The following is a 21,971-nucleotide window of genomic DNA, read 5'->3' on the forward strand; positions in this document are numbered from 1 at the left end:
GTCGGTTTCCTCGGTCCATCCGGTTACTCATTTGATGGCGCGAAAGTGACCTGGAAGTGCTGCAGAAGTGGCGCCTGTGTCATATCGCAAAATCGGCCAACACACTCTTGCTAAAAATAACCAAATAGGTTATTTTGATTGCATGGAAAAAGGCGTCCCGCACTGCAAACTGTCTCTCATTATCGCCTTGATCGAAGCGGGTAAAGTCCGCTCAACTTTGTCGGCACTCGCCGGCGGAGCTGCGCTGGGCTTTGACTTCGAGGGAGTCATCGGCGTAGTCAAAGCGCTGGTGTCAACCGACTTTTACAAAAGCATGACCACGCACGCCGATCACCGTGTCTGGCAGGACGTGTATCAACCGACTACGCCCGCAGGACCGGTCTATCTGAAATTGACGGTCATTGATGACGTGCTCGTCGTGTCCTTCAAGGAGCTATGAACATGAAGTGTCCAATTTGCGCGGCGGCAGAGCTGGTGCATGACACGCGCGACGTGCCATACACATACAAGGGCGAGTCGACCGTCATTCCAGATGTGACCGGTGATTTCTGCCCCGCATGTAGCGAGGCTATTTTTGATTTATCCGAGTCGACGCGCGTCAGCGCGGCAATGCTTGAATTCAACAAACAAGTGAATGCATCGATTGTCGATCCGGCTTTTATTGCAGGCGTCCGTAAGAAGCTTGCACTGGATCAACGCGAAGCTGCTGAAATATTCGGCGGTGGCGTCAACGCGTTTTCGCGCTACGAGAACGGTAAGACCAAACCGCCGTTGGCCTTGGTCAAGCTATTGAAGATACTGGATCACCACCCTGATTTGCTCGACGAGGTAAGGGCGGCTTAAAGCTGATCTCGGTACCACCACAACCAGAAATGCAAACTGCCACCTCGCGGTGGCAGTTTCACATCGACAACACTGAGCTTGCTTACAAATCGCTCGGATACGGCGCTTTGAGCCACTTCGTCGAGAGCTTGTTCAGCGTGCCGTCGTTCTTCGCTTTCAGCACAGCCCCATCCACTTCCTTCAGCAGGCGTGTCTCGCCTTTGTTCACGGCAACATGGTCGGGTGAACTAAAAAGCTGGAATTTCTGCTCGGGCGCGATAGGCGGATTACGCGCGATGATCGTTGCGCCGACGTCGTTACCCACCACCAACAACTGAACCTGCCCCGACAGAAACGCCGAAATGGCGCCATTGGGATCGTCGAAACGCTTGATGGTCGCGTCCGGCGGCGCGACCTTCGTCACGCTCAAATCTTCCAGCGTGCCGCGCGCCACCGAGATCGTCTTGCCTGCGAGATCCTTTTCGCTTTTCACCGGCAACGACTTCGGTCCGAACACCGCGAGATAGTACGGCGCATACGGCCGCGAAAAATCAAGCACCTTGTCGCGCTCCGGCGTCTGGCCCACGCTCAACAGCACGTCGGCCTTGCCGGTGGCGAGATAGGCAATGCGGTTTTCGCCGGTGATGGGTACAAGGTCGACCTTCACCTTCATCGTCTTGGCCAGATAGTCGGCCATCTCGATGTCATAACCCTGCGGTTTCATGTCCGGACCGATAGAGCCGAACGGCGGATAGTCCATGAATACGCCAACCCGGAGCACGCCGTTTTTCTGGACGGTATCGAGGGCATCCGCGTGGGCGAAGGTGGCCGTGGCCGCCAAGGGCACGGCGAAAGCCGCAGCCACGAAGAGGCGCCGGGCGAGGCGGGAAAGGCGAGTCGTCATGATGGTGGCCTTGGGCAGAAAAGTCGGAGAGCGGGAAATCGGTATCTACTCGCGGTATTGACTCGCAGTATCCACTCGACATCCCGGAGCGCTACGTGACCGTACGCGTGCAAGCACTCTAGGCAGGCCAAAAACCCGCAACAATCGAAATCTGCTCATGCCAGCCATGACCGGCGTGCATGCCTCGCGGCGCATTTCCCGATGCTATTTGATCAGCGCCAATGCGTCCTTGAAACGCGGATGCCGGCAGCTTCCCAACCAGCCGAAGATCGCGGTTTCCGTGGTGGTAGGAAGCGCGCCCTCGCGCTGCGCTCGGGCCAGCGCGATTGCCTTATTCTCCGGGGCGCGTGAACCGACCGCATCGGCGATCAGTTCCACCGTATAGCCCAGTTTCAGCAAGCCGGTCACGGTCAGCAACACGCACACATGCACTTCGCAACCGGCCACGAACAGCACAGTTTCCTTCGATGGCAACGCCGCCACGAAGTCCGGGCACAGCGTGGCGTCGAAGGTGTCCTTCTCGATCGCGCGCTGCCGCTCGCCAATCAGGCCATCGACGCACGCGCCAAGGCGGAGCGGATTCTGCTCGGTGACAAGGACCGGGATATCGAGCAAACCGGCTGCTTTCACGAGCGTTAAACAACGCTTCAGCACAGCCGCGCCGTTATCGATATGCGGCAACAATTTCACCTGCATATCGATGACAACAAGCACCGGATCAGGCTTCACTTTCCATGATCCGGTCGATCAGCCGCGCGTTTTCCCCCGCCGACCCAATGCCTTCGTGCTTGGCCATCGGGATGAAAAAATGCATCTTCACGTTCGGCAGGTTTGCATGATCCAGCCATTCGGTCAGATGCCGGGTGAGCCTTTGCGCGGGCGCGTCGACCTCGGCGCGCAATGCGGGCGGCAACTGACTGAGATAACGCGCTTCGGTCTGATAGGGCTCGGGCGCGACGCATAACGCATCGGGACGGCCATCGGGGTCCGCCGGCAGGCGTTGCAACGCCTCACGCAGCAACGCGACCCCCAAGCCTTGACCGCGCCACGGTTTCCTCACTTCCCACGTGCTGATATATACCACCCGGTGCGTATTGAACACGCTGCACAGGCGCTCGGCCCCAAGCGCTTCGGTGGCGGCGAGCGCGAGAGACAGCATCTCGCCGGAGTAGGTATCGAGGACATAAACGAGGTCCGCGCTGCTCTGGATGGGCGGCACTTTCACGAGTTTCAGCTCGAGCGCCGCCGCGACGATATCCGTGCCCGCCTCGTGAAACACCGCGAACGCGGTGCCGAGCCGTTCGTCGTCCACCTGCGGATATTCATGGCGATAGGTCATGGTCAGCAGGAACGGGCCGATCTTTTCACCGGCTTTTTCACCGGCTTTTTCACGATACGCCAATGGCTTGTCGACGTCGTAATCGCTTGTGCCCTGCAGCCCGTAGGGGTCGTAGTCCTGCGTGGCCGATGCCGGCGCCAGATCCGCAGCCGCTTTCGGCACCACGGCCGGCCGGCGCGACTTGGGCACCAGGTCTTCCGGCAAACCTTCCCAGCTCAGGCGAAGAAATTCGCGCGCGCCGCGATAGTGCGTTTCGAATAACGACGCAACCGGCGCCGCTTCGAACGGCGCAAGAATGCGTTCCGCAGATTCGAGCGCACGGTCCATCAATTGATCGGCTTCAGCGGGATCGGGTACGTGCCGCGTGTCATCGCTGTCTGCACCACCATTGGCCGCGTGCTGTTGGCGCGCGAGTTCGAGCCATTCGTCGGCGGCCCGTTCAGCGAGAAATCCCGCCGCAAGCTGGTAACCGGACAGCACGATCGACTTGCCGGTTTCTCCGAGCGGGAACACGTATTCGTCGGTCAAGACATCCGCGACGTGCACGTTTTTGTAATCCTTGCGCGCAGACGGCGCGTTAACGGCCGCGTCGTAGCGTTCGTGCGACAGCACGTAGGCCGCGAGATCGGACGCGGCCGGTGTCGCGTACGGCCCGCTCGCTGCGGTAACCGTTGCGCCGGAGGGGAGCAGAGCCAGCAGGGATACGTGCTTCATGAGTGCCATCTCCGTCTCGTGGGGTGTCATCGTAGCAAAACCGCACTTTTTTGCACGTCGCAAAGCCGATGCGGCGCGCAGGTTGCTACCACGCGGATTGCTACTAAGATTGTTGCCATGGCCGCCGCTGCCAGCGGTGTCAGGGTCCTGCATGCCAGTAGATAACAGATACCAGATTATAGGGAGGCTGCGATGAACGACATGATTCAGGACACGGATCAGGAAGTTCGACATGAAGGGGGCTGCGCGTGCGGTGCGTGGCGTTTTACGGCGACGGCCGCGCCGGATCGCGTCGGACTTTGCCATTGCATGACATGCCGACGCGTGCATGGTTCGGCGTTTGGCGCGTACGCGGTGTATGCGGAGGAGCAGGTCACCATGTCGGGTGTGACCAAAGCCTGGCAAAGCTCCGCCGATGCCCGCCGTCACTTCTGTCCGGTATGCGGGTCGGTCGCCTACATGGCGTATGTCAACAATGACGAAATCGACTTGCCGATTGGCGCCTTCGACGAAACCGGTTTTCTCGACCCGTCCTATGAACTCTGGTGCATCCGTCGCGAGCCGTGGCTGTCCGGCGGTGGACGGCGGGAATATCTGGAAGACCGGTCCTGACGGGTGCATTGGATGGCCGGACCAATCGACCGCCAGATGAACGGGCCTTTTTTCACCATTGGTCATTCGACGCGTCCGCTGGCGGAATTTACCGCCTTGCTGAAAGAAAGCGAGATTGAAATGCTGGTCGATATCCGCAGCATTCCGAGATCGCGGACCAATCCGCAATTCAACCTGGACACGCTGCCGGCTTCGCTGCGTGCAGAGGGTGTTGCCTACGTGCATATGGCGGCGCTGGGTGGCCGGCGCAGCAAGCGCGACACGGGCCAACCGTCGCCGAACACCTACTGGACCCATCCGGCGTTCCGCAACTACGCCGACTACGCGCTGGGCGACCCTTTCCGCGAAGCGCTGGAAGAATTGCTGGACCTCGGCCACGCGCGGCGCTGCGCGGTCATGTGCTCGGAAGCCGTGTGGTGGCGGTGTCATCGGCGGATTGTGGCGGATTATCTGCTTGCGCGAGGCGAGACCGTGCTGCACATCATGGGCCCTCATCAGGTCAGGCCCGCGACGCTTACGCCGCAGGCTTTACCCCAGCCCGACGGCACCGTGATCTACCCCGAATCAAGCGCAAAACCGGGGGCGACGCCGAATTGACAGTCTCCCTGCAACCGATGCATAAGCAGAAGGCAATCGTTTGCGTATGCTGGAACTGCGCCCGTCGCGCCGTGTCGGATAACAGGCTGAAGCAGGCAAAGATCACCTGGAATCGAGGCGATCGCTGGCAAGTCATCTCGAACTCCGAATCCGCGCGACATGAATTTTTCCGTACCAGCAAGGAGCCACAAGCCATGAGCAAGCATCCGATAACCGGTAGTGACAAGTCGCAACCCGAAGGCGCACGTTGCATCGGCGCATGCAATCCGGACGAAAAAATCGAAGTAGTAGTGATGCTTCGGCGGCAAAACGAGGACGCGTTCCGACAGTTGATGCAAAAGATCAATACGGGCGCCGCCGACGCCGTGCCGGTTTCCCGGGAGGAGTTCGGCAAACGTTTCGGGGCATCGGCTACCGATGTGGCCAAGACGGAAGCCTTCGCGAAGGCGCATGGCCTGAGCGTGGTCCGCTCCGATGCAGGCTCGCGCAGCGTGGTGCTGTCAGGCACCATCGCCCAGTTCAGCGCGGCCTTCGGCGTGAAGCTGGAGCGCTTCGAACATCACGCGATCGGCGAGTATCGCGGGCGCACGGGACCGGTGAACGTGCCGGACGACATGAAGGACATGGTGACCGCGGTGCTGGGTCTCGACAGCCGTCCGCAGGCGCGCCCGCATTTCCGCTTCCGGCCGCCGTTCAAGACAGCGCGCAGCGAATCCAGCACGTCGTACACGCCGCTCGATCTCGCGCGGCTCTACGACTTCCCGAGCGGCGATGGCAGCGGCCAGTGCGTCGGCATTATCGAACTGGGCGGGGGATATAGCGAAAGCGACCTGAGCGCCTATTTTTCGCAACTGGGCGTGGCGCAGCCGACGGTGGTTGCGGTTGGCGTCGACCAGGCCAAAAACGCGCCAACGGGTAACCCGAACGGGCCCGACGGCGAGGTGGCGCTGGACATCGAAATTGTCGGCGCGATTGTTCCGGGCGCGCGCATCGCGGTGTATTTCACGGCCAACAGCGACGCGGGTTTTATCGATGCCGTCAACCGCGCGATCCACGACGATACCAACAAGCCCTCGGTCATCTCGATCAGTTGGGGCGGACCGGAAACCAACTGGACGTCGCAATCGCAAAACGCCTTCGACGAAGTCCTGCAATCGGCCGCGGCACTGGGCGTGACCGTGTGTGTAGCCTCCGGCGACAGCGGGTCCAGCGACGGCGCCACGGACGGGCAAGATCACGTCGATTTCCCGGCGTCGAGCCCGTACGTGCTCGCGTGCGGTGGAACGCAACTGCGGGCATCGGCGAAAGGGATCAGCAGCGAAGTGGTATGGAACGACGGCGAGCAGGGCGGCGCGGGCGGGGGCGGCGTGAGCGCCGTGTTTGCGTTGCCGGTCTGGCAGGAAGGTTTGAGCGTCACGCGGGTCAGCGGAGGCAAGTCGGCGCTGACCAGGCGCGGCGTGCCCGATGTCGCAGGCGACGCGTCGCCGGTCACGGGCTACGATGTGATTATCGGCGGGACGCAGACGGTCGTGGGTGGCACGAGCGCAGTCGCGCCGCTATGGGCGGGACTGATCGCCCGGATCAACGCGGCGGCCGGCAAGCCGGTGGGTTTCCTCAACCCGAAGCTGTATGGTGCGAAGACGGCGGGCCACGACATCACGCAGGGCAACAACGGCAGCTTCGAGGCGACGGCGGGATGGGACGCGTGTACAGGGCTGGGTAGCCCGGACGGCGTGAAAGTCGCGGCTGCGCTGAAGTAAAGTTTTAGTTGATTGGTTCAGTTTTGATAGTGCTATGACGATGGGCCAGGCAAGAACTCCAACAACACCGGCAAGGGAGCAATCATGACGAACTCCAGTTCAGCGGCGAAAAAGTCTTCAACGGGGGATCAGCCTTACTTCGATCCCACCGCTTACGGCAACGGTCCCGACGATTCCATCGACGCGACCCAGACCGACGAAAACGCCGCCATCACGCATCACTCGACCGTCATAGGCGGCAAGACGATCGACTACACGGCGACGGCCGGGCATCTTGTGATCGTCGATCCGAGCAGTTCCAAGCCCGACGCGAAGCTGTTCTATGTCGCGTTCACGCAGGATCATCAAACTGAAGAATCGCGCCCGGTCACGTTTTTCTATAACGGCGGACCGGGATCGTCGTCAGTATTCGTGCTGCTCGGATCTTTCGCGCCGCAACGGATCAAGACCTCCACGCCCGCGTTCACGCCGCCCGCGCCCTACCAGATGGAGGACAACCCGGACAGCTTGCTCGACAAGAGCGATCTCGTGTTCATCAACCCGGTCGGCACGGGTTATTCGGCGGCCATCGCGCCGAACAAGAATCGCGATTTCTGGGGCGTTGACCAGGACGCGAATTCCCTCAAGCAATTCATCAAGCGCTTCCTGACGAAAAACAATCGCTGGAATTCGCCGAAATTTCTATATGGCGAGTCGTACGGCACGGCGCGCAGTTGCGTGCTTGCGTACCTCTTGCACGAGGACGGCGTGGATCTGAACGGCATTACGCTGCAGTCGTCCATTCTCGACTACACGCAATCCGGCAATCCGGTCGGCGCGCTGCCGACCGCCGCCGCCGATGCCTGGTTTCATCGCAAGCTGGGGGTGCATCCGCGGCCCACGGATCTGCTGACGTTCGCCGAGGAAATCGCGCAATTCGCGCGCACGGATTACCTCGCGGCGCTGCGTAAATTTCCGCAGACGGACAACGACACCGTGGAGAAACTCTCCGAATACACGGGCATCGACAAAGCCACGCTGATCGCGTGGAGTCTCGACGTCGCTTCCTACGACAGCCGCGGCAACTCGCTCTTTCTCACCACGCTGCTCAAGTCCAAAGGCGTGGCGCTAGGTTCCTACGATGGCCGCGTGACCGCTATTTCGACGGGTATCGCGGGCAAGATCGATCCGAACTCCGGCGGCAACGATCCCACCATGACAGCCGTGACCGGGGCTTACACGGCGATGTGGAACGAGTACCTGAACGAGCAGTTGAAGTTCACGTCCACGTCGTCGTTTACGGACCTCAACGACCAGGCTTTCGCCAACTGGGACTTCCATCACACGGACCCGACGGGCGCCCAGAAGGGCGTGGACGCGAAGGGTAACGTCATTCTCTATACGGCCGGTGATCTGGCTGCGGTGATGGCGCTCAACATCGACTTGAAGGTGTTGTCGGCGAATGGGTTCTACGACTTCGTGACGCCGTTCTACCAGACGGTAATCGATCTGCAGCAAATGCCGCTCATCGATAAAACCGTGCGGGAGAATTTGACGGCGAAGTTCTACCCGTCGGGCCACATGATTTATCTCGACGGCGGTTCGCGCACGCAACTGAAGGCGGATCTCGCCAAGATGTATCAGGCCGCGACGACCGATCATGAAGCCATGGGCCGGATTCGCGCACTGCAGCAACGCAAGGTTGAAGTGAAATAGCGGGCAATCAGCGGGCAATTGCCAAGGGTTTGACGAGGGTTTGAATCGGCGTCGGCGGGAACACAAGTTGCGAACGGACGAACGAGCGCATGTCGAATGCGCCACTTCAACTGCACACTGGAGTCCTCCCGATGCCAACCTCGAAGAAGAATGCTGGCGCGTCCGCGCCCTCAAAAAACACCAGCGCAGTTGCGCGCACCCCCTCACAAAACAACACCAATCCCAAGCTCGACAGTCTTGAGCCGTTTCGCTCGGACGCGACGGATCAAGCCCTGACGACCAACCAGGGCGTCAAGGTTTCCGATAACCAGAACACCCTTAAAGTGGGTCCTCGCGGACCCTCGCTGCTCGAAGATTTCATCATGCGTGAAAAAATCACGCACTTCGATCACGAGCGGATTCCCGAGCGCATCGTGCATGCACGCGGGTCAGCCGCGCATGGCGTGTTCAAGCCGTACAAGGCGCATACGGACCTGACGAAAGCGGCATTCCTGCGGGACCCGACCAAGGAAACGCCGGTGTACGTACGATTCTCGACGGTGCAGGGCTCACGCGGTTCGGCGGACACCGTGCGCGACGTGCGTGGTTTTGCCGTCAAGTTCTACACCGAAGAAGGCAACTTCGACCTGGTCGGCAACAACATGCCCGTCTTCTTCATCCAGGACGCAATCAAGTTCCCCGACTTCGTTCATGCAGTCAAACCGGAACCGCATAACGAAATGCCGCAGGGCGGCTCAGCCCACGATACCTTCTGGGACTTTGTCTCGCTCGTGCCGGAGTCCGCGCACATGGTGTTGTGGACCATGTCGGACCGCGCCATTCCGCGCAGCCTGCGGACCATGGAAGGATTCGGTATCCATACGTTTCGTCTGGTGAATGCCGAGGGCAAGGGCAGGTTCGTTAAATTCCACTGGCGTCCGACTATTGGTTCGGCCTCGCTCCTGTGGGACGAAGCGCAGAAGCTGGCCGGCAAGGATGCGGATTTTCATCGGCGCGATCTCTGGGAAGCGATCGACATGGGCGACTACCCGGAATGGGAGTTGGGCGTACAGATTGTGGAGGAGGACGACGAGCATTCGTTCGACTTCGATCTGCTCGATCCGACCAAGATCATTCCAGAGGAAATCGTGCCAATCACGATGCTCGGCAAGCTCACGCTGAATCGCAATCCGGATAATTTTTTCGCGGAAACGGAGCAGGTGGCGTTCTGTCCCGGGCACATTGTGCCGGGCATCGACTTCTCGAACGATCCGCTGCTTCAGGGCCGTCTGTTTTCGTATACGGACACGCAGATCAGCCGCCTCGGCGGTCCGAACTTTCATGAGATCCCGATCAACCGCACCATCGCGCCGATGCACAACAACCAGCGCGATGCGAAACACCGGATGACGGTGAATCGCGGACAGGCTTCGTACGAACCCAATTCCATCGATAGCGGCTGGCCGAAGGAAACCGAACCGGCCGCTATTGGTGGCGGGTTCGAGACCTATCCGGAACGCGTGGATGCCGTGAAGATCCGCCAGCGCAGCGAGTCCTTCGCCGATCATTATTCGCAAGCCACGCTGTTCTGGAACAGCATGACGAAGCCGGAGAAAGATCACATCGTAGGCGCGTATTCCTTTGAGCTGAGCAAGGTCGAGCGCAAGTTCATCCGCGAACGGCAACTTGGAATCCTGGCGAATATCGATAGTGAACTGTGTGCGCGTGTCGCCGATAACCTCGGTCTGCCGGCGCCGAAAGCGAGCGCCGGCGCGGAGGAATTGGGCAAGTCATCGCTGGCTGAGTCGCCGGCGTTGAGCATTGTTGCGAAGACCAAGCCGTCGGTGAAGACACGCAAGGTCGCCATTCTCGCCGCGAAGGGGGCGGATATTGCCACCATCAAGGCGATCAAGGATGCGCTGACGGCGGAAGGTGCGCATGCGAAGGTGGTCGCGCCGCAGCTGGGCACGTTAGGCGACGGCGTGGAAGTCGATGCAACCATTCTCGGTTTGCCATCGATCATGTTCGACGGCGTGGTGGTAGCCGGCGGCGCGGCGAGCGCGAAGCTCTTGTCGGAATCCGGCGATGCCCGCCACTTCGTACTCGAATCGTTCAAGCACCTCAAGGCGATCGGCGCGGTGGGTGACGGCGAGGACGTGCTGGCCGCTGCGCATTTGCCGACCGGTGACGAGGGCATCAGCGTAGGCAGCGACGCGAACAAGGTGATGAAGGCGTTTATTGCGGCGTTGTCGAAACATCGCGTATGGGCGCGGGCCGAAAAGGCAGAAAGCGTACCGGCGTGATGGGCGCTGAGCGCATGGGTATGTGAAAGGAACCTGCGGCGCCCAGTCGCGGGTTCCTTTTCAATGCAGTTCTTGCAGAGCCTGCCACGCTTTTGCAGGTAAGCACCGGCACGCAGGCGGCGCTCGTCTTATGATCGATGAACGCGTTCCCAAACGGCAGACGCGATTCCACGGAGGATGACATGGTCAAGACAGCATTGTGGGTCCGGTTGGAAGCAAAACCCGGCAAGGAGAAAGATGTCGAGGCGTTCTTGCTGGGCGGCCTCGCGCTGGTCGAGCAGGAGCCGGCCACGACCGCATGGTTCGCGCTGCAGTTGAACGCAAGCACGTTCGGAATCTTCGATGCCTTCCCCGACGAAGCCGGTCGCGACGCGCATCTTTCCGGCAAGGTCGCCGAGGCGCTGATGGCGAAGGCGGGCGAACTGTTCGCCTCGCCCCCGCAGATCATGAAGATCGATGTACTGGCAGCAAAGCTGCCGGGCTGAATTCACGCTATACGTGGGTCATTTGCTGCGGCGTTCAGCGTCAGCCGCAGCAAACCTCACATCATTTCAATGATGGTCGTTCGTGAAGGCCGCGCGGGTCTTCGGCGTGGCGGGCATCTTCGCGTATTCAAATTCCGGCAGTGCCTTGATCGCCGCCTTCGTCGCGCCCGCCAACACGATCTTGCCGCCGACTATATCGAGTTGCTCAATGGGAATGGCAACGTCGTGATGCGAGACGCCTGCGAACTGGCTGGCTGCGACGATCGCAAACGACACCGCCTTGTCCGGCGCCACGATGATGTCGTGAATCACGCCGACCCGATCACCGTTCTCGTTGACAACCGGCTTGTTCAGGATGGATTTCTTGATGCTCCACCCGTCCAGGATGGCCGTGGATTCTTCCACGCTGATGCCGATTGTCTGCGAGCCGGCAACTTGCGCCTGCGAAGGAAGGGCGACTTGGGCTAGCGCTGCTGCGAGTAGCGCTGCGATGAGTTTCGTCTTCATGTGTGTCCTCTTGCGCGAGTGAATGAGCAGGCAGGCGGCGTGCGCATGCACGGCTACGGGCTGGAAGACCGGAGACACGCCTGCACCGACCGCCGGAAAAACCATCGGCTGAGAGTCGATAGCTGATGGTCATGGGTGGAGCGTTATACGAACGACTAACGAACGACTACGCGACGATTGCCAAACGGACAGCTTGGTACGAGCAACACGAAACGCATTGGGGAAAGCGAACGAGCATGGTCACGCCGACAATGAACGTCGGCGCCTGGCCGGTCAGGTTGAATGTTGCGTGGCCCGGATGGCTCGTTTGAGCGATGTGTCATGTATCGGCACGAGCGAGCTGATTGGATACGGCAACAAAACCTTGCTGAATGGTAGCGGTGAAATCAGTTTCTGTCAGAAACCTGCTAGCGGGGGGCTAAGAGAGGGGGCGGCCTGGGATAGAGAAGACTATTCGTAAAGTACGATCGAGATATTTGTAAGGTTAAAACGAAGAAAGCCACTAACTAGATAGCGGCTTAGCGGCTCTCTTCATCGACTCAATTTAACTAAGGCATTAATTTTGCTCGATGGCAGTCCGGTCATTAATGTCGAGCTTGGTGCCCGACGTACATCGAACGTGTTCCGTCGAGGTGCGCCGTCGAGGTGCGCATGCCGGCCCTGGAATAACCAGACGCAGCGCCCGTCCTGCATGCTCAATGTGACTGTGTCATTTAGGTTAACTGACCGTTTCAATTTCCCCAATTGGCGTGGCCGCTCGTATTTGCGACACTGGCGCTCTTTTCAGGAACGCGTGTCTAGCGTTGTACGCAGGCAATCATCCAATGAGTTCGCTAAGGACACACGTGGCGAGACAAAGCATCAGGGCATTGCATCAGGCAATAGCGTTCGCCTGTCTGCTGGCACTTTCCATTGCAGTCAATGCCGCAACGCCCAAGCCGTTTATCGTGGGCGCGGTCCCGGGCGCGTTGCCGCCCATGGAAATGAATGATCCGGATGAATCCGGTCCGGGAGTCAGCGGCGTCTCTGCCGATTTCGCGCAACGCGTGGCTATCGCGTTGCAAAGGCCGCTTGAATGGCGGACCTTTTCTGATCGTTCTGCCATGATGGACGCGCTGCGCCACCATCGGATCGATGCCGCGACCAGTGCGACCGGCAATGACGCAGGACCGGCGCTGCGTTACAGCCGGCCTTATGTTGCGACCAAGCAAGTCTTCGTTGAGCGGCGTGTTGCGGGCGGTCGCACGGGACGTCTTGCTTATGTCGAGCAGCAAACATCGGCGCAACGGCTGCACGACGCTTATCCCGCGCTGCGCGCGGTCGGCTATCGCGATACGCTGAGTGCGCTGCTGGCTGTGTCGCTAGGCGATGCGGACGCGTTTGTGGGCGACCTGGCCACGGCGGGTTACACAATCGATCACCTGGACCTGGTGAGCCTCACTATCTCGGGCTTTGCGGCATTCGATGAAGCCGGCTACAGCTTCGCCTTCGCTGGTGACGCCGCAGGAGACATCCAGCGTCAACGCGTGGATGCGGCGCTTGCCGCGCTGTCCCCCCGCTTTCTGCTCGAAGTGCGTGCGCGATGGGCCGCTGCCGCCGCGGTGACGTTCACCCGGCCGCTGACGTTAAGTGATGCGCAACGTGCCTGGATAACCGCGCATCCGGTGATCGACTACTCCATGTATGCCGACGCCGCGCCCATGACTTTCCGCGATTCAAGCGGCAAGCCCGCGGGTCTGGCCATCGATATGCTTGCGGCTATCGGCGCGCTCACGGGCCTTAGCTTCGAAGGCCGGCTGCGCGGTTCGACAGAGCGCGTGACCGATGACCTGGGCGACGGCCGCGCGAGCCTGATCGCCTACGGGCTGAGCGCGGGACAGATCCCGCCGCAATTCGCGCCGAGCAAACCTTATGGCGAAGGCGTGCTTGTCATCCTCACGCGCGCGGGCGCGGAGCCGCTGCGCGATGCGCAAGCGCTTGCTGGAAAACGCGTTGCGCTGTGGCGCAACCATGCGCTCATGAACATGTTGCGCGAGCGCATGCCTTCGGTGCGTATCGTGGAGACATCGCCGATCAATGGCCAGTTCGATGCCGTGGTGAACGGCCAGGCCGACGCTACCATCATTGACATGACGTTCGCCAACTATGCGGTCGGCAATCCGTATCGCAACAAGCTCGTCATCACGGGCGCGTTCTCGGATCAGCCCGTGCAGCACGGTTTTCTCGTGGCGCGTAACCAGCCCATGCTGCTGTCGATCATGAACCGCGCGATCGAACACATGCAGCCCGGCGAACTTGATGCCATCCGCCGCCGCTGGATGCTTATCGAACATCCGGAAAGCCAGTGGGAACGGCGGCGTCCGCAAGTCATTTTCGGCGCGCTGCTGGGTGCGGCGCTGCTGGCCCTGTTGATCGGCTGGGCGGTGTCGTTGAAAGCGCAGATCGCGCGCCGGCGGGCGGCCGAACATGCGATGCGCGTGGCAAAGGAAGAAGCCGAAACCGCGAACCGCGCGAAGTCGACGTTCCTCGCCACCATGAGCCACGAAATCCGTACGCCGATGAACGCCGTGCTCGGACTTCTCGAACTCGAATTGCGCAGTCCGGGGGACCGCGCATCGACGGAGCGGGCGTTGGGCACGGCGCATCAGGCAGCGCATGATCTGCTTGGAATGATCGACGATATCCTCGACATGGCGAAGATCGAAGCAGGCCGGCTCGTGTTGACCTCTGCGCCGCTGGAATTTGGCGAATGGGTGAAAAGCGTGGTGGCGATCTATGAGCCGGCGGCGCGCAGCAAAGGCGTCGCGTTGGTTGTGCGCGTGCGTGGCCCTAAGGAGCACGAACTCGAGCACGAGCGCGTGTGGGTGATGGCCGACGCGACGCGCCTGAGGCAAGTGCTGGGCAACCTGTTATCGAATGCAATCAAGTTCACGGATGCGGGACAAGTGACGCTCGAGTATGCGATCGGGGCGGTGAGGAAGGGCCACGCGCATAGCCTTCCAGGTGACGATGCACGCATCGCGCGTCGCGAACTGTTGCTGGCAGTCTCCGACAGCGGCATCGGTATCCCGGCGGATCAGCAAGCGTTGCTGTTCGCGCCGTTCGTGCAGGCGCGACAGGAGCGGCCCGGCCGCTTTGGCGGCACCGGTCTCGGCCTCACCATCTGCCGGCGCTTGATGGACATGATGGGCGGCACGATCCGGTTGTCCAGCAAACCCGGGCAGGGAAGCCGCTTCACCGTGCGGGTCCGCTTGCCTGTAGCCCGGCCGCCGCTGGAAACGCTTGCGGCCACGCACGCACTGGAGCTCGATACACATGACGTGCTCGGCCTGCATGTACTCGTTGTCGACGATCATCCGGCCAATCGCATCCTGCTGGCGAGCCAGTTGACTACGCTCTGCTGCGTGATTGAAACCGCGAATGACGGCGGGGCTGCTTTTGCGCGTTGGGAACAGCAGCGGCAAGAAGGCGCTCCGTTCGACTTGATCCTGACCGATTGTTCGATGCCCACGATGAGCGGCGAGGATCTTGCGCGTGCAATTCGTGCCCGCGAACTGGCGCTGACGCGTGCGAACGCCGGTCCGAAGCTGACGCCCATCGTAGGCGTGACCGCGAACGCACAACCCGAGGCGCTGACTCAAGCGCTCGACGCAGGCATGACGCTGTGCCTCGTCAAGCCGCTGGGGCTCGACGCGCTGCACCGCGCGCTGGTACTTGCCATGCAGGATCAGCGGGCGTCCAAGGTCGCCGCGCCGAGCGCCGTCTTGCCGGTTGCCCCCCGCACTGAGCATCCGACGCCGCCATTGGATTCCAGGTCCTTCTTCGATCGCGTATTGGGCGTCGCTGCGCCCATGCATGTGTCGACCGCATCGATTGGTTCTGCCAGGTCCTTCGCGTCAGGCCGTGCGCATGCCGATACCTATGGCCCCACGCAAAACTTCCCGGCGAACAGGGCCGTCGGCAGCGGCGTTTCAGCTGCGCTCAGTATGTCCGTTTCCTATCCGGGGCAATTGAACAGCGCATTCGACGGCCCCTCGGATATCACGCACGAACCTGCTCAACCTGTCGATCACGCCGTTGCGGAACCCGGCGCCGCCGTTTTCCCATCCACGGTCCCGCGTTTTAACGTGGACCGGCTCAACGGCTTCGGGGACCAAGCCGCCGCCCTGGTCAATGCATTGCAGTCGGAGAACCGGCAGGATCTCGATGAGGCGCGCCGGGCGTTCGCATCGGCGGACTTCCATCGTCTGCTTGAACTGGCGCATCGGATGAAGGGCGCGGCGTTCGTTGTCGGCGCCACCTCTTTCTCCGATGCCTGCCTGGATCTGCAGCACGCATGCGCGATAGCGCCAGGACAAGGCTACGACACCGCGGCGATCCGCGCGGCCTATGCACGTTTTTACGACGAAGCAATAGCGCTCCATGCGGCGCTCGAGCAGCACGCGGTCTAAACGCTCCAGCACGATTTACTCTCGATCGGCGTCGTTCGGCGCGGGTCGTTTCACGTTCGTGATTAATGTCCGATTCCGTTCCCGGAACGCGCATGTGTTTTAATTAGCCCCTCCTCTCGCTCCGACACATGGCCGTTGCGTCTCCGGCGCGGCCCGATCGCCGAATGAATAGAAGGTTTTTTTCGCGTCACCGTCACCGCCGGCATGGTCGCCGGCGTGTTGCCATCGTGTGGTTCCTGCTTGCGCTTTCGGCCGGCGGTGTGCCGGTTCACGCGCAAAAAGCGGAACTGCTTGATCCGCGCGTGACCCAGTCGAGCATTGTGGACACGATCTGCCGCCCCGGTTATGCCGACGATGTCCTGCCTCCCTTCGACACCTTGCAGCGCCAGAAGGAGCAACTGCTGAGTCAACGCCATGTGAACTCGCAGAATGCTTCGGACTACGCGCTCGATCACCGCATGCCGATCCTGCTGGGCGGCTCCCCGACCGCTGAGGCGAACCTCGATATCCGTCGCTGGGACGGGCGTGCAGGGCAGCGCCGCAAGGAACGGCTGGTGGTGTTTCTGAAGCGCTGCGTGTGCACGGGGGATGTGCCGCTGGCAGCGGCACAGGAGGCGATATCGGGGGATTGGCCGAACCGTTTCCGCAATCTGTCGAGCCCTACTTGCAACGGAGGGTGAGCGGACGGTCGTTCTCCTCGGGCCGTTGGTAGATAGTCGCACCCCAAAACCCGGATCGAGTGCGAACGACGGCTTATTCCATTGTGAACGTATCGAGCGGCTGGTTTGCCTGCGCCTCGCTTGCAAAACGCCTTGCAAGCTGGTCGTGGAGACGGCGGGCTTCGTCGAGCGTCAGGTCGATCCAGTACGGGTCTCCCGCGCCGTCATTCAGACGCTCGGGCGGAAACTGGATCTCCAGCACAATGCCTTTCTTGTAGCTCATCGATCAACACTCCGCGCGGTCGCAGAAAAGAACAGGCGTCGAGTTTACCGGTCGGGGGTGCTTTCATTGCCGTGCAGCGAGGAAATAGACTCTTGCCGCTGGCTTAATGACGCTGCTTCATGTGGCCACTGGTGCTGCGGGCTCATGACACGCGGCCGCGCCGCCAAGGTGCCGCGTCTGCGACAAGTTGTCACGCTGTGGGCAGCGCCGCCCCATCAATCAGATGACTGACTACGCGCTCGCCCAGCGCCGGTCCGACGCTCATGCCCACGCCGCTATGCATGTACACACCGGTCACATTCGGCGCGGCCCGCAGGACAGAAAACGGCGCGCCCGACATCCCGGTGCGTGCCCCGTACACGCCCTGCCACCGTTCGATGACCCGCAACGTACCGCCGAGCGTGTCCTCAGCCAGACCGAGCAGGATTTCATCGATAGCCTGCGAATTGAACGGTGACGGGTCGTCACCATAATCGTGCGAGTCACCCACGATCAGATCACCCCCAGGCGTCGGGCTCGCCAGCAGATGAATGCCGTGTTTGAGCAACGCGGGTTCCCGCGCAGCCACTTCCGCTTGCAGCGCGGCGGCTTCGGGAAGGTCCGAGAACGCGCCGTAATGCAGGCAGCTCAACCCGGTCAGCACGGCATGATCGAGGGCGAAAGGCGTGGTTGGCCGCACGCGCAACATCTGCAACCGGCACACCCGCGGTTCCAATGCAGCGAGTTGCGGCGCGAGCAGCGAAAGATAATCATGTCCCGCGCAAACCACAACATGCTCCGCCCGCCACTGGCCTGCAGTTGTCTCGACCCGTCCGCCATCCACATCCTGCACGAGCGTCCCGAAGCGGAATTCCACGTTGAACTCACGCCGCAAATAGTCGATGAGCGCAGGCACCGCCTCGCGCGAAAACACCTGCAAATCGGCACGCCCATGCAATGCAGCGCGATGTTTCCGGAAGCGGCCATCGTAGAGATCATCGAGCGCGGCGCGTGAAAGCAACGCGGCGTCGTAGCCCGCCGACTCGGCGCGCGTTGCCGCGAACGCCTCCATTACCTGAGCTTCGGCTGCGCTGCGGGCGAACATCAGCGAGCCGGAACGCCTGACATGCAGCGCCGCGCCGGACGCCCAGTCGAGCCATATTTTCCGCGATGCCTGCGCAAGCGCATGCATCGCGCCCGGCGGCTGGCCGGTCACCAGCACCATGCCAAAATTTCTGATGGACGCACCGACCGGCGTGCCGCTGCGCTCGAATACGGTCACGCGCAAGCCGCGTTTAGCGAACGCATAGGCATGCGCCAGGCCGAGAATACCCGCGCCGATAATCGCAACGTCGGTGCGATGGGGAGTAGGTGTCGTTGTCATGGTCATCCGTGTAGCGGCCCGTCGCGTACTACAATACGCGCGGTCCCGGGTTTATCTTCGGGGCTATCCTGCCTATCCATTCGCTAGTTCATTCATTGCCGGCATGCCCGGCCGCACTCGATGCTTGCCGAACAACGTCATCAATACATCCTGTCGGAGTTGTCGAAGAACGGCGCGTTGTCGGTCGCCGAACTCGTGCGCGCACTCGACGTGTCGCGCGAGACTATCCGTCGCGACCTCAATGCTCTCGCTGAACGCGGCCTGATCGCGACCACCCACGGCGGCGCGCTGTCCAATGATCGCCGGGAGCCGGACCTCGACGTGCGGGAAGCCGCGAACGCCGCCGCCAAGCGCGCGATCGGCGAGCGTGCCGCGCAACTCGTCCCCGACGGCGCGTCGGTGATCATCGACTCGGGCAGCACGACCCAGGCCGTCGCGCGCGCACTCGGCGACCGGCACCGCTTGGCGGTCTATACCAACGACTGGCGCATCGCGCTGCTGCTCGGCCGGCGCAACGACAACAAGGTCACGCTGTTCGGCGGTGAACTCTCGGACAACGAGGACGCGGTATTCGGGCTGGATACCGTGCAGCAACTCTCGCAATATCACGTGGATTTCGCGTTTGTCGGCGCGGGCGCGATCACGCCCGAAGGCTTCCTGACCGACTATTCGCGCCTCGCCGCCGAAGTGCGCAGCCGCATGATCCTGGCGGCGAGCGCGGCGGCTATCGTTGCGGACAACTCGAAGTTCGGCAACGTCACGCCCGTGCGTATTCGCGACTTCGAGAAGGCGCGTTACCTGATCACCGAAGTCGCGCCCGACAAAGCCATGCGCCGCGCAATCGCCGCACGAGGGCCGGAGCTGGTGATCGCCTGAATGCCCGGGCTTCACGCTGATCTCACGCTGCCATCACGTCTGCCGGTAGCACGTGCAGCGCGCCCAGCGCCCGCCCGATGGCCGCTACCGCGTTAAACATTTCGTTCGTATCGATTGCGCCGATGCACCCCACGCGGAACGTCTCCACTTCCGTCAGCTTGCCCGGATAGAGCACATAACCCGTATCGCGGACGGCTTCATAAAAGCGCTTGAAATCGTAGGCCGGATCGTGCGGCGCGTGGAACGTAACGATCACCGGCGCCTGCACAGCGGCATCCAGGAACGGCTTGAAACCCAGCGCCGCCATACCCTCGATCAATGCCGCGCAATTGCGGCGATAGCGCGCGCCACGTGCCGGCTGCCCCCCTTCCGCGATGAACTGATCAAGCGCCGCGCGCAACGCGGCGACCACATGCGTAGGTGGTGTAAAGCGCCATTGCGTGGTCTTCATCATGTACGTGTATTGATCGTGGAGATCCAGCGCGAGCGAGCGCGAGTTCCCCACCGACGCTTCCAGCAGCGTGCGTCGCACGATCACGAAACCCATCCCGGGCACGCCTTCAAGACACTTGCCGCTGGCCGAAATCACTGCGTCGATACCGCCCTTCGATACATCGATAGGCAACGCGCCGAACGAACTCATTGCATCGACGATCAGGCTCTTGCCATGTTGCTTGCACAACGCCGCGATGTCGTCGAGCGGGTTCAGCAAACCCGCGCTCGTCTCCAGATGCACCTGCGCCACGTGCGTAATACGCGGCTCGCGGTGAAACATGTCCTCGATCCGCGCGACGCTCGCCGGCTCGTCATCGCGAAACGTCAGTTCGACCGACGCCACGCCCAGCCGCTCCAGTATTTTCAGCAAGCGCGTGCAATACGCGCCGTTGTTTGGCACGAGCACCACGGCGTCGCGCGGCACGAGTGAACCGAGCGCGGCCTCCACGGAAAACGTGCCGCTGCCTTGCATCGGAACGCACACAAAATCTTTTTGGCCGGACACGATCGCAAGCAGGTCGCGGCAGATATCGCTTGTCATGCTGTTGAAAGCCGCATCCCAGGAACCCCAGTCGCGCAGCATCGCCTGGCGGGTGGCAGGCGATGTAGTCAGTGGGCCAGGGGTCAGCAAAATCGGGTCACTTCCGTTGATCACGTTTTCCTCCATTCATGGCAACAGGCGCCGCTCGACGGTGGGGTTGAGGCTCTAGTCGACAACTCGGCATCGTTCGGCAGGCATGAAATAGTCTAAGCGGAATTTTGGCGAAATGTGTTCTTTATTGGAAAAATGTGGCATCGTCACGTCGCTGTCACGAAGTTCTGTGATGCTTCGTTCGGGTTGCTCGCGCACTGAAATTCAGGACGCTGCGCCAATGAATCATCCGACGCATCGGACCCAAAAGAATCCAGCCGATGCCTGGAAAAATGTGTGTCTACCTTCACGCCACCTGGTTGTATCCGCCTTCCCGGAGAAACAAGCACCATGACAAAAAATCGCTTTCCCGCTTCCCGTTTCGTCGCGCAGCGCGTGCTGCCGGCGCTGGCCGTGGCTGCGTTTGCCGGTGCCGTGACGGCGCCGGCTTTTGCTGCCGATGCAGTCGTGCTGTACAGCGCCGATGGTCTGGAAAACCTGTACAAGGATGTATTGCCGGCCTTTGAAAAGAAGGAAGGCGTGAAGGTCAATATCGTGATTGCGGGTAGCGGGGAAGTCGTGAATCGCGCGACAGTGGAGAAGGATTCGCCGAAAGCGGACGTGCTTGTCACGCTGCCGCCGTTCATTCAGCAGGCGTCGCAAAGCGGCTTGCTGCAGCCGTACCAGAGCGTCAACTACAAGAACGTACCGGCAATCGCCAAAGCCTCGGACGGTTCCTGGGCGACCTTCGTAAACAACTATTTCTCGTTCGCGATCAACCCTGAAATCACGAAGACCGCTCCGAAGACGTTTGGTGACCTGCTGCATCCCGACTTCAGCGGCAAGATCGCCTATTCGAATCCCGCCACCGCCGGCGACGGCATGGCCGTGATCATCCTGACGAGCGCGCTGATGGGCGAAGACAAGGCGTTCGACTACCTGAAGGATCTGGAAAAGAGCGCAAAATTCCACACCAAGGGCACGGGGTATCTCGATGTCCTGCTCTCACGCAACGAGATCGCGTTCGCCAATGGCGACCTGCAGATGGACCTTGACGACTCAACCAACGGCGGCCTGTCCCTCAAGCCGATCTTCCTCTCGGCCAAGCCCGGCGACGCACCGACCACGTTCCAGTTGCCCTACGCAATCGGCCTGATCAAGGGCGGCCCGAACCAGGCGGAAGGCAAGAAGCTGGTGGACTACCTGATGTCGAAGGAAGTGCAGTCGAAGGTACCGGATATCTACGGCATTCCGGGCCGTACCGACGTACCGCTCGCGGGTAAGAACGGCGAGACGGTCAAGCAGGCCATTGCGGGCGTGAAGCTGATTCCGGTTGACTGGAACCAGGTGATGGAGAAGAAGGCTGCATGGACCACGCGCTGGAAAAACGACGTGATCGGCAACTCCGACAAACAGCTCGAGGTCGTCAAGCCGAAGTCCTGAGCGTCTGAGCTTTAACCTGCTTTGATCTTCGGGCTCGTCCTGTTTTCCCCAAG

Annotated in this window: 19 protein-coding genes; 12 read left to right on the forward strand and 7 right to left on the reverse strand. The window is 61.2% G+C overall.

The genetic code is table 11. The features are described from left to right. Positions 1-142 precede the first annotated feature (142 nt). Together ACSQ8V_RS21360 and ACSQ8V_RS21365 are read left to right on the forward strand one after the other, a co-directional pair. On the forward strand, positions 143-439 hold the full coding sequence (locus ACSQ8V_RS21360; RefSeq protein ID WP_213766142.1) for a type II toxin-antitoxin system MqsR family toxin: 297 nt from the start codon (positions 143-145) through the stop codon (positions 437-439). A 2-nt stretch (positions 440-441) separates the two neighbouring features. After that, positions 442-843, forward strand: coding sequence for a type II toxin-antitoxin system MqsA family antitoxin (locus ACSQ8V_RS21365; RefSeq protein ID WP_213766172.1), 402 nt, complete (start codon positions 442-444; stop codon positions 841-843). A gap of 82 nt (positions 844-925) precedes the next feature. On the opposite strand, the gene ACSQ8V_RS21370 is transcribed toward ACSQ8V_RS21365, so the two are convergent. The 3 genes from ACSQ8V_RS21370 to ACSQ8V_RS21380 all read right to left on the reverse strand — a co-directional run bounded on the left by ACSQ8V_RS21370 (position 926) and on the right by ACSQ8V_RS21380 (position 3,779). Further along, positions 926-1,726, reverse strand: a complete 801-nt coding sequence (locus ACSQ8V_RS21370) for a transporter substrate-binding domain-containing protein (RefSeq protein ID WP_436183527.1) — start codon at positions 1,724-1,726, stop codon at positions 926-928. A 204-nt stretch (positions 1,727-1,930) separates the two neighbouring features. Beyond that, entirely contained in the window at positions 1,931-2,455 is a 525-nt protein-coding gene (locus tag ACSQ8V_RS21375) for an isochorismatase family protein (protein WP_436207067.1), read from the reverse strand. Beyond that, entirely contained in the window at positions 2,445-3,779 is a 1,335-nt protein-coding gene (locus ACSQ8V_RS21380; protein WP_436207068.1) for an inositol monophosphatase, read from the reverse strand. Before ACSQ8V_RS21380 ends, ACSQ8V_RS21375 begins: the two co-directional genes overlap by 11 nt. Before the next feature lie 192 nt (positions 3,780-3,971). Between ACSQ8V_RS21380 and ACSQ8V_RS21385 the strand changes: the two genes are divergently transcribed. The 6 genes from ACSQ8V_RS21385 to ACSQ8V_RS21410 all read left to right on the forward strand — a co-directional run bounded on the left by ACSQ8V_RS21385 (position 3,972) and on the right by ACSQ8V_RS21410 (position 11,210). Beyond that, positions 3,972-4,391, forward strand: a complete 420-nt coding sequence (locus ACSQ8V_RS21385) for a GFA family protein (RefSeq protein ID WP_213766144.1) — start codon at positions 3,972-3,974, stop codon at positions 4,389-4,391. 36 nt (positions 4,392-4,427) lie between these two features. Continuing rightward, complete coding sequence (locus tag ACSQ8V_RS21390; protein WP_436207069.1) at positions 4,428-4,988, forward strand: DUF488 domain-containing protein; 561 nt, start codon at positions 4,428-4,430, stop codon at positions 4,986-4,988. Positions 4,989-5,182: 194 nt separating this feature from the next. Beyond that, a complete protein-coding gene (locus ACSQ8V_RS21395; RefSeq protein ID WP_436207070.1) occupies positions 5,183-6,748 on the forward strand; it encodes a S53 family peptidase in 1,566 nt (521 codons plus the stop codon). An 84-nt stretch (positions 6,749-6,832) separates the two neighbouring features. Next, positions 6,833-8,443: a S10 family peptidase gene (locus ACSQ8V_RS21400; RefSeq protein WP_436207071.1), complete on the forward strand. Its 1,611-nt coding sequence runs from the start codon at positions 6,833-6,835 to the stop codon at positions 8,441-8,443. A 131-nt stretch (positions 8,444-8,574) separates the two neighbouring features. Next, positions 8,575-10,725 (forward strand): catalase HPII, encoded by a 2,151-nt coding sequence (gene katE, locus ACSQ8V_RS21405; protein ID WP_436207072.1) that lies wholly within the window; start codon positions 8,575-8,577, stop codon positions 10,723-10,725. A gap of 182 nt (positions 10,726-10,907) precedes the next feature. Further along, positions 10,908-11,210 carry a putative quinol monooxygenase gene (locus tag ACSQ8V_RS21410; protein WP_213766149.1) on the forward strand — a complete coding sequence of 101 codons (303 nt, stop codon included), beginning with the start codon at positions 10,908-10,910 and terminating at the stop codon, positions 11,208-11,210. 66 nt (positions 11,211-11,276) lie between these two features. Here ACSQ8V_RS21410 and ACSQ8V_RS21415 read toward each other — a convergent pair whose 3' ends face one another. Continuing rightward, positions 11,277-11,717 (reverse strand): PRC-barrel domain-containing protein, encoded by a 441-nt coding sequence (locus ACSQ8V_RS21415; RefSeq protein WP_213766150.1) that lies wholly within the window; start codon positions 11,715-11,717, stop codon positions 11,277-11,279. A gap of 845 nt (positions 11,718-12,562) precedes the next feature. Here ACSQ8V_RS21415 and ACSQ8V_RS21420 point away from each other — a divergent pair. Together ACSQ8V_RS21420 and ACSQ8V_RS21425 are read left to right on the forward strand one after the other, a co-directional pair. Further along, on the forward strand, positions 12,563-16,168 hold the full coding sequence (locus ACSQ8V_RS21420) for an ATP-binding protein (RefSeq protein WP_436207073.1): 3,606 nt from the start codon (positions 12,563-12,565) through the stop codon (positions 16,166-16,168). Positions 16,169-16,332: 164 nt separating this feature from the next. Further along, entirely contained in the window at positions 16,333-16,848 is a 516-nt protein-coding gene (locus ACSQ8V_RS21425; protein ID WP_436207074.1) for a hypothetical protein, read from the forward strand. A 73-nt stretch (positions 16,849-16,921) separates the two neighbouring features. Here ACSQ8V_RS21425 and ACSQ8V_RS21430 read toward each other — a convergent pair whose 3' ends face one another. Both ACSQ8V_RS21430 and ACSQ8V_RS21435 read right to left on the reverse strand, forming a co-directional pair. Continuing rightward, on the reverse strand, positions 16,922-17,110 hold the full coding sequence (locus tag ACSQ8V_RS21430) for a hypothetical protein (protein ID WP_213766152.1): 189 nt from the start codon (positions 17,108-17,110) through the stop codon (positions 16,922-16,924). A 190-nt stretch (positions 17,111-17,300) separates the two neighbouring features. After that, a complete protein-coding gene (locus tag ACSQ8V_RS21435; RefSeq protein ID WP_436207075.1) occupies positions 17,301-18,473 on the reverse strand; it encodes a TIGR03364 family FAD-dependent oxidoreductase in 1,173 nt (390 codons plus the stop codon). A 120-nt stretch (positions 18,474-18,593) separates the two neighbouring features. Here ACSQ8V_RS21435 and ACSQ8V_RS21440 point away from each other — a divergent pair, with 120 nt between their 5' ends. Continuing rightward, positions 18,594-19,349 carry a DeoR/GlpR family DNA-binding transcription regulator gene (locus ACSQ8V_RS21440; protein WP_436207076.1) on the forward strand — a complete coding sequence of 252 codons (756 nt, stop codon included), beginning with the start codon at positions 18,594-18,596 and terminating at the stop codon, positions 19,347-19,349. 22 nt (positions 19,350-19,371) lie between these two features. Here ACSQ8V_RS21440 and ACSQ8V_RS21445 read toward each other — a convergent pair whose 3' ends face one another. Then, positions 19,372-20,511 carry a 2-aminoethylphosphonate--pyruvate transaminase gene (locus ACSQ8V_RS21445; protein WP_436207077.1) on the reverse strand — a complete coding sequence of 380 codons (1,140 nt, stop codon included), beginning with the start codon at positions 20,509-20,511 and terminating at the stop codon, positions 19,372-19,374. Between the two features lie 315 nt (positions 20,512-20,826). Here ACSQ8V_RS21445 and phnS point away from each other — a divergent pair, with 315 nt between their 5' ends. Beyond that, positions 20,827-21,918, forward strand: a complete 1,092-nt coding sequence (phnS, locus tag ACSQ8V_RS21450) for a 2-aminoethylphosphonate ABC transporter substrate-binding protein (protein WP_436207078.1) — start codon at positions 20,827-20,829, stop codon at positions 21,916-21,918. Positions 21,919-21,971 lie beyond the last annotated feature (53 nt).

The sequence above is a fragment of the Caballeronia sp. LjRoot31 genome, assembly GCF_964253885.1.
Classification (GTDB): Bacteria; Pseudomonadota; Gammaproteobacteria; order Burkholderiales; family Burkholderiaceae; genus Caballeronia.

Excerpts from the sequence above, each read along its gene's own strand:
- ACSQ8V_RS21400 (WP_436207071.1), top strand. The coding sequence starts at position 6,833 with ATGACGAACTCCAGTTCAGCGGCGAAAAAGTCTTCAACGGGGGATCAG.
- ACSQ8V_RS21385 (WP_213766144.1), top strand. The coding sequence starts at position 3,972 with ATGAACGACATGATTCAGGACACGGATCAGGAAGTTCGACATGAAGGG.
- ACSQ8V_RS21365 (WP_213766172.1), top strand. The coding sequence starts at position 442 with ATGAAGTGTCCAATTTGCGCGGCGGCAGAGCTGGTGCATGACACGCGC.
- ACSQ8V_RS21370 (WP_436183527.1), bottom strand. The coding sequence starts at position 1,726 with ATGACGACTCGCCTTTCCCGCCTCGCCCGGCGCCTCTTCGTGGCTGCG.
- ACSQ8V_RS21390 (WP_436207069.1), top strand. The coding sequence starts at position 4,428 with ATGAACGGGCCTTTTTTCACCATTGGTCATTCGACGCGTCCGCTGGCG.
- katE (WP_436207072.1), top strand. The coding sequence starts at position 8,575 with ATGCCAACCTCGAAGAAGAATGCTGGCGCGTCCGCGCCCTCAAAAAAC.
- ACSQ8V_RS21380 (WP_436207068.1), bottom strand. The coding sequence starts at position 3,779 with ATGAAGCACGTATCCCTGCTGGCTCTGCTCCCCTCCGGCGCAACGGTT.
- ACSQ8V_RS21430 (WP_213766152.1), bottom strand. The coding sequence starts at position 17,110 with ATGAGCTACAAGAAAGGCATTGTGCTGGAGATCCAGTTTCCGCCCGAG.
- ACSQ8V_RS21415 (WP_213766150.1), bottom strand. The coding sequence starts at position 11,717 with ATGAAGACGAAACTCATCGCAGCGCTACTCGCAGCAGCGCTAGCCCAA.
- ACSQ8V_RS21410 (WP_213766149.1), top strand. The coding sequence starts at position 10,908 with ATGGTCAAGACAGCATTGTGGGTCCGGTTGGAAGCAAAACCCGGCAAG.
- ACSQ8V_RS21445 (WP_436207077.1), bottom strand. The coding sequence starts at position 20,511 with ATGGAGGAAAACGTGATCAACGGAAGTGACCCGATTTTGCTGACCCCT.
- ACSQ8V_RS21425 (WP_436207074.1), top strand. The coding sequence starts at position 16,333 with ATGAATAGAAGGTTTTTTTCGCGTCACCGTCACCGCCGGCATGGTCGC.
- ACSQ8V_RS21360 (WP_213766142.1), top strand. The coding sequence starts at position 143 with ATGGAAAAAGGCGTCCCGCACTGCAAACTGTCTCTCATTATCGCCTTG.
- ACSQ8V_RS21435 (WP_436207075.1), bottom strand. The coding sequence starts at position 18,473 with ATGACAACGACACCTACTCCCCATCGCACCGACGTTGCGATTATCGGC.
- phnS (WP_436207078.1), top strand. The coding sequence starts at position 20,827 with ATGACAAAAAATCGCTTTCCCGCTTCCCGTTTCGTCGCGCAGCGCGTG.
- ACSQ8V_RS21440 (WP_436207076.1), top strand. The coding sequence starts at position 18,594 with ATGCTTGCCGAACAACGTCATCAATACATCCTGTCGGAGTTGTCGAAG.
- ACSQ8V_RS21395 (WP_436207070.1), top strand. The coding sequence starts at position 5,183 with ATGAGCAAGCATCCGATAACCGGTAGTGACAAGTCGCAACCCGAAGGC.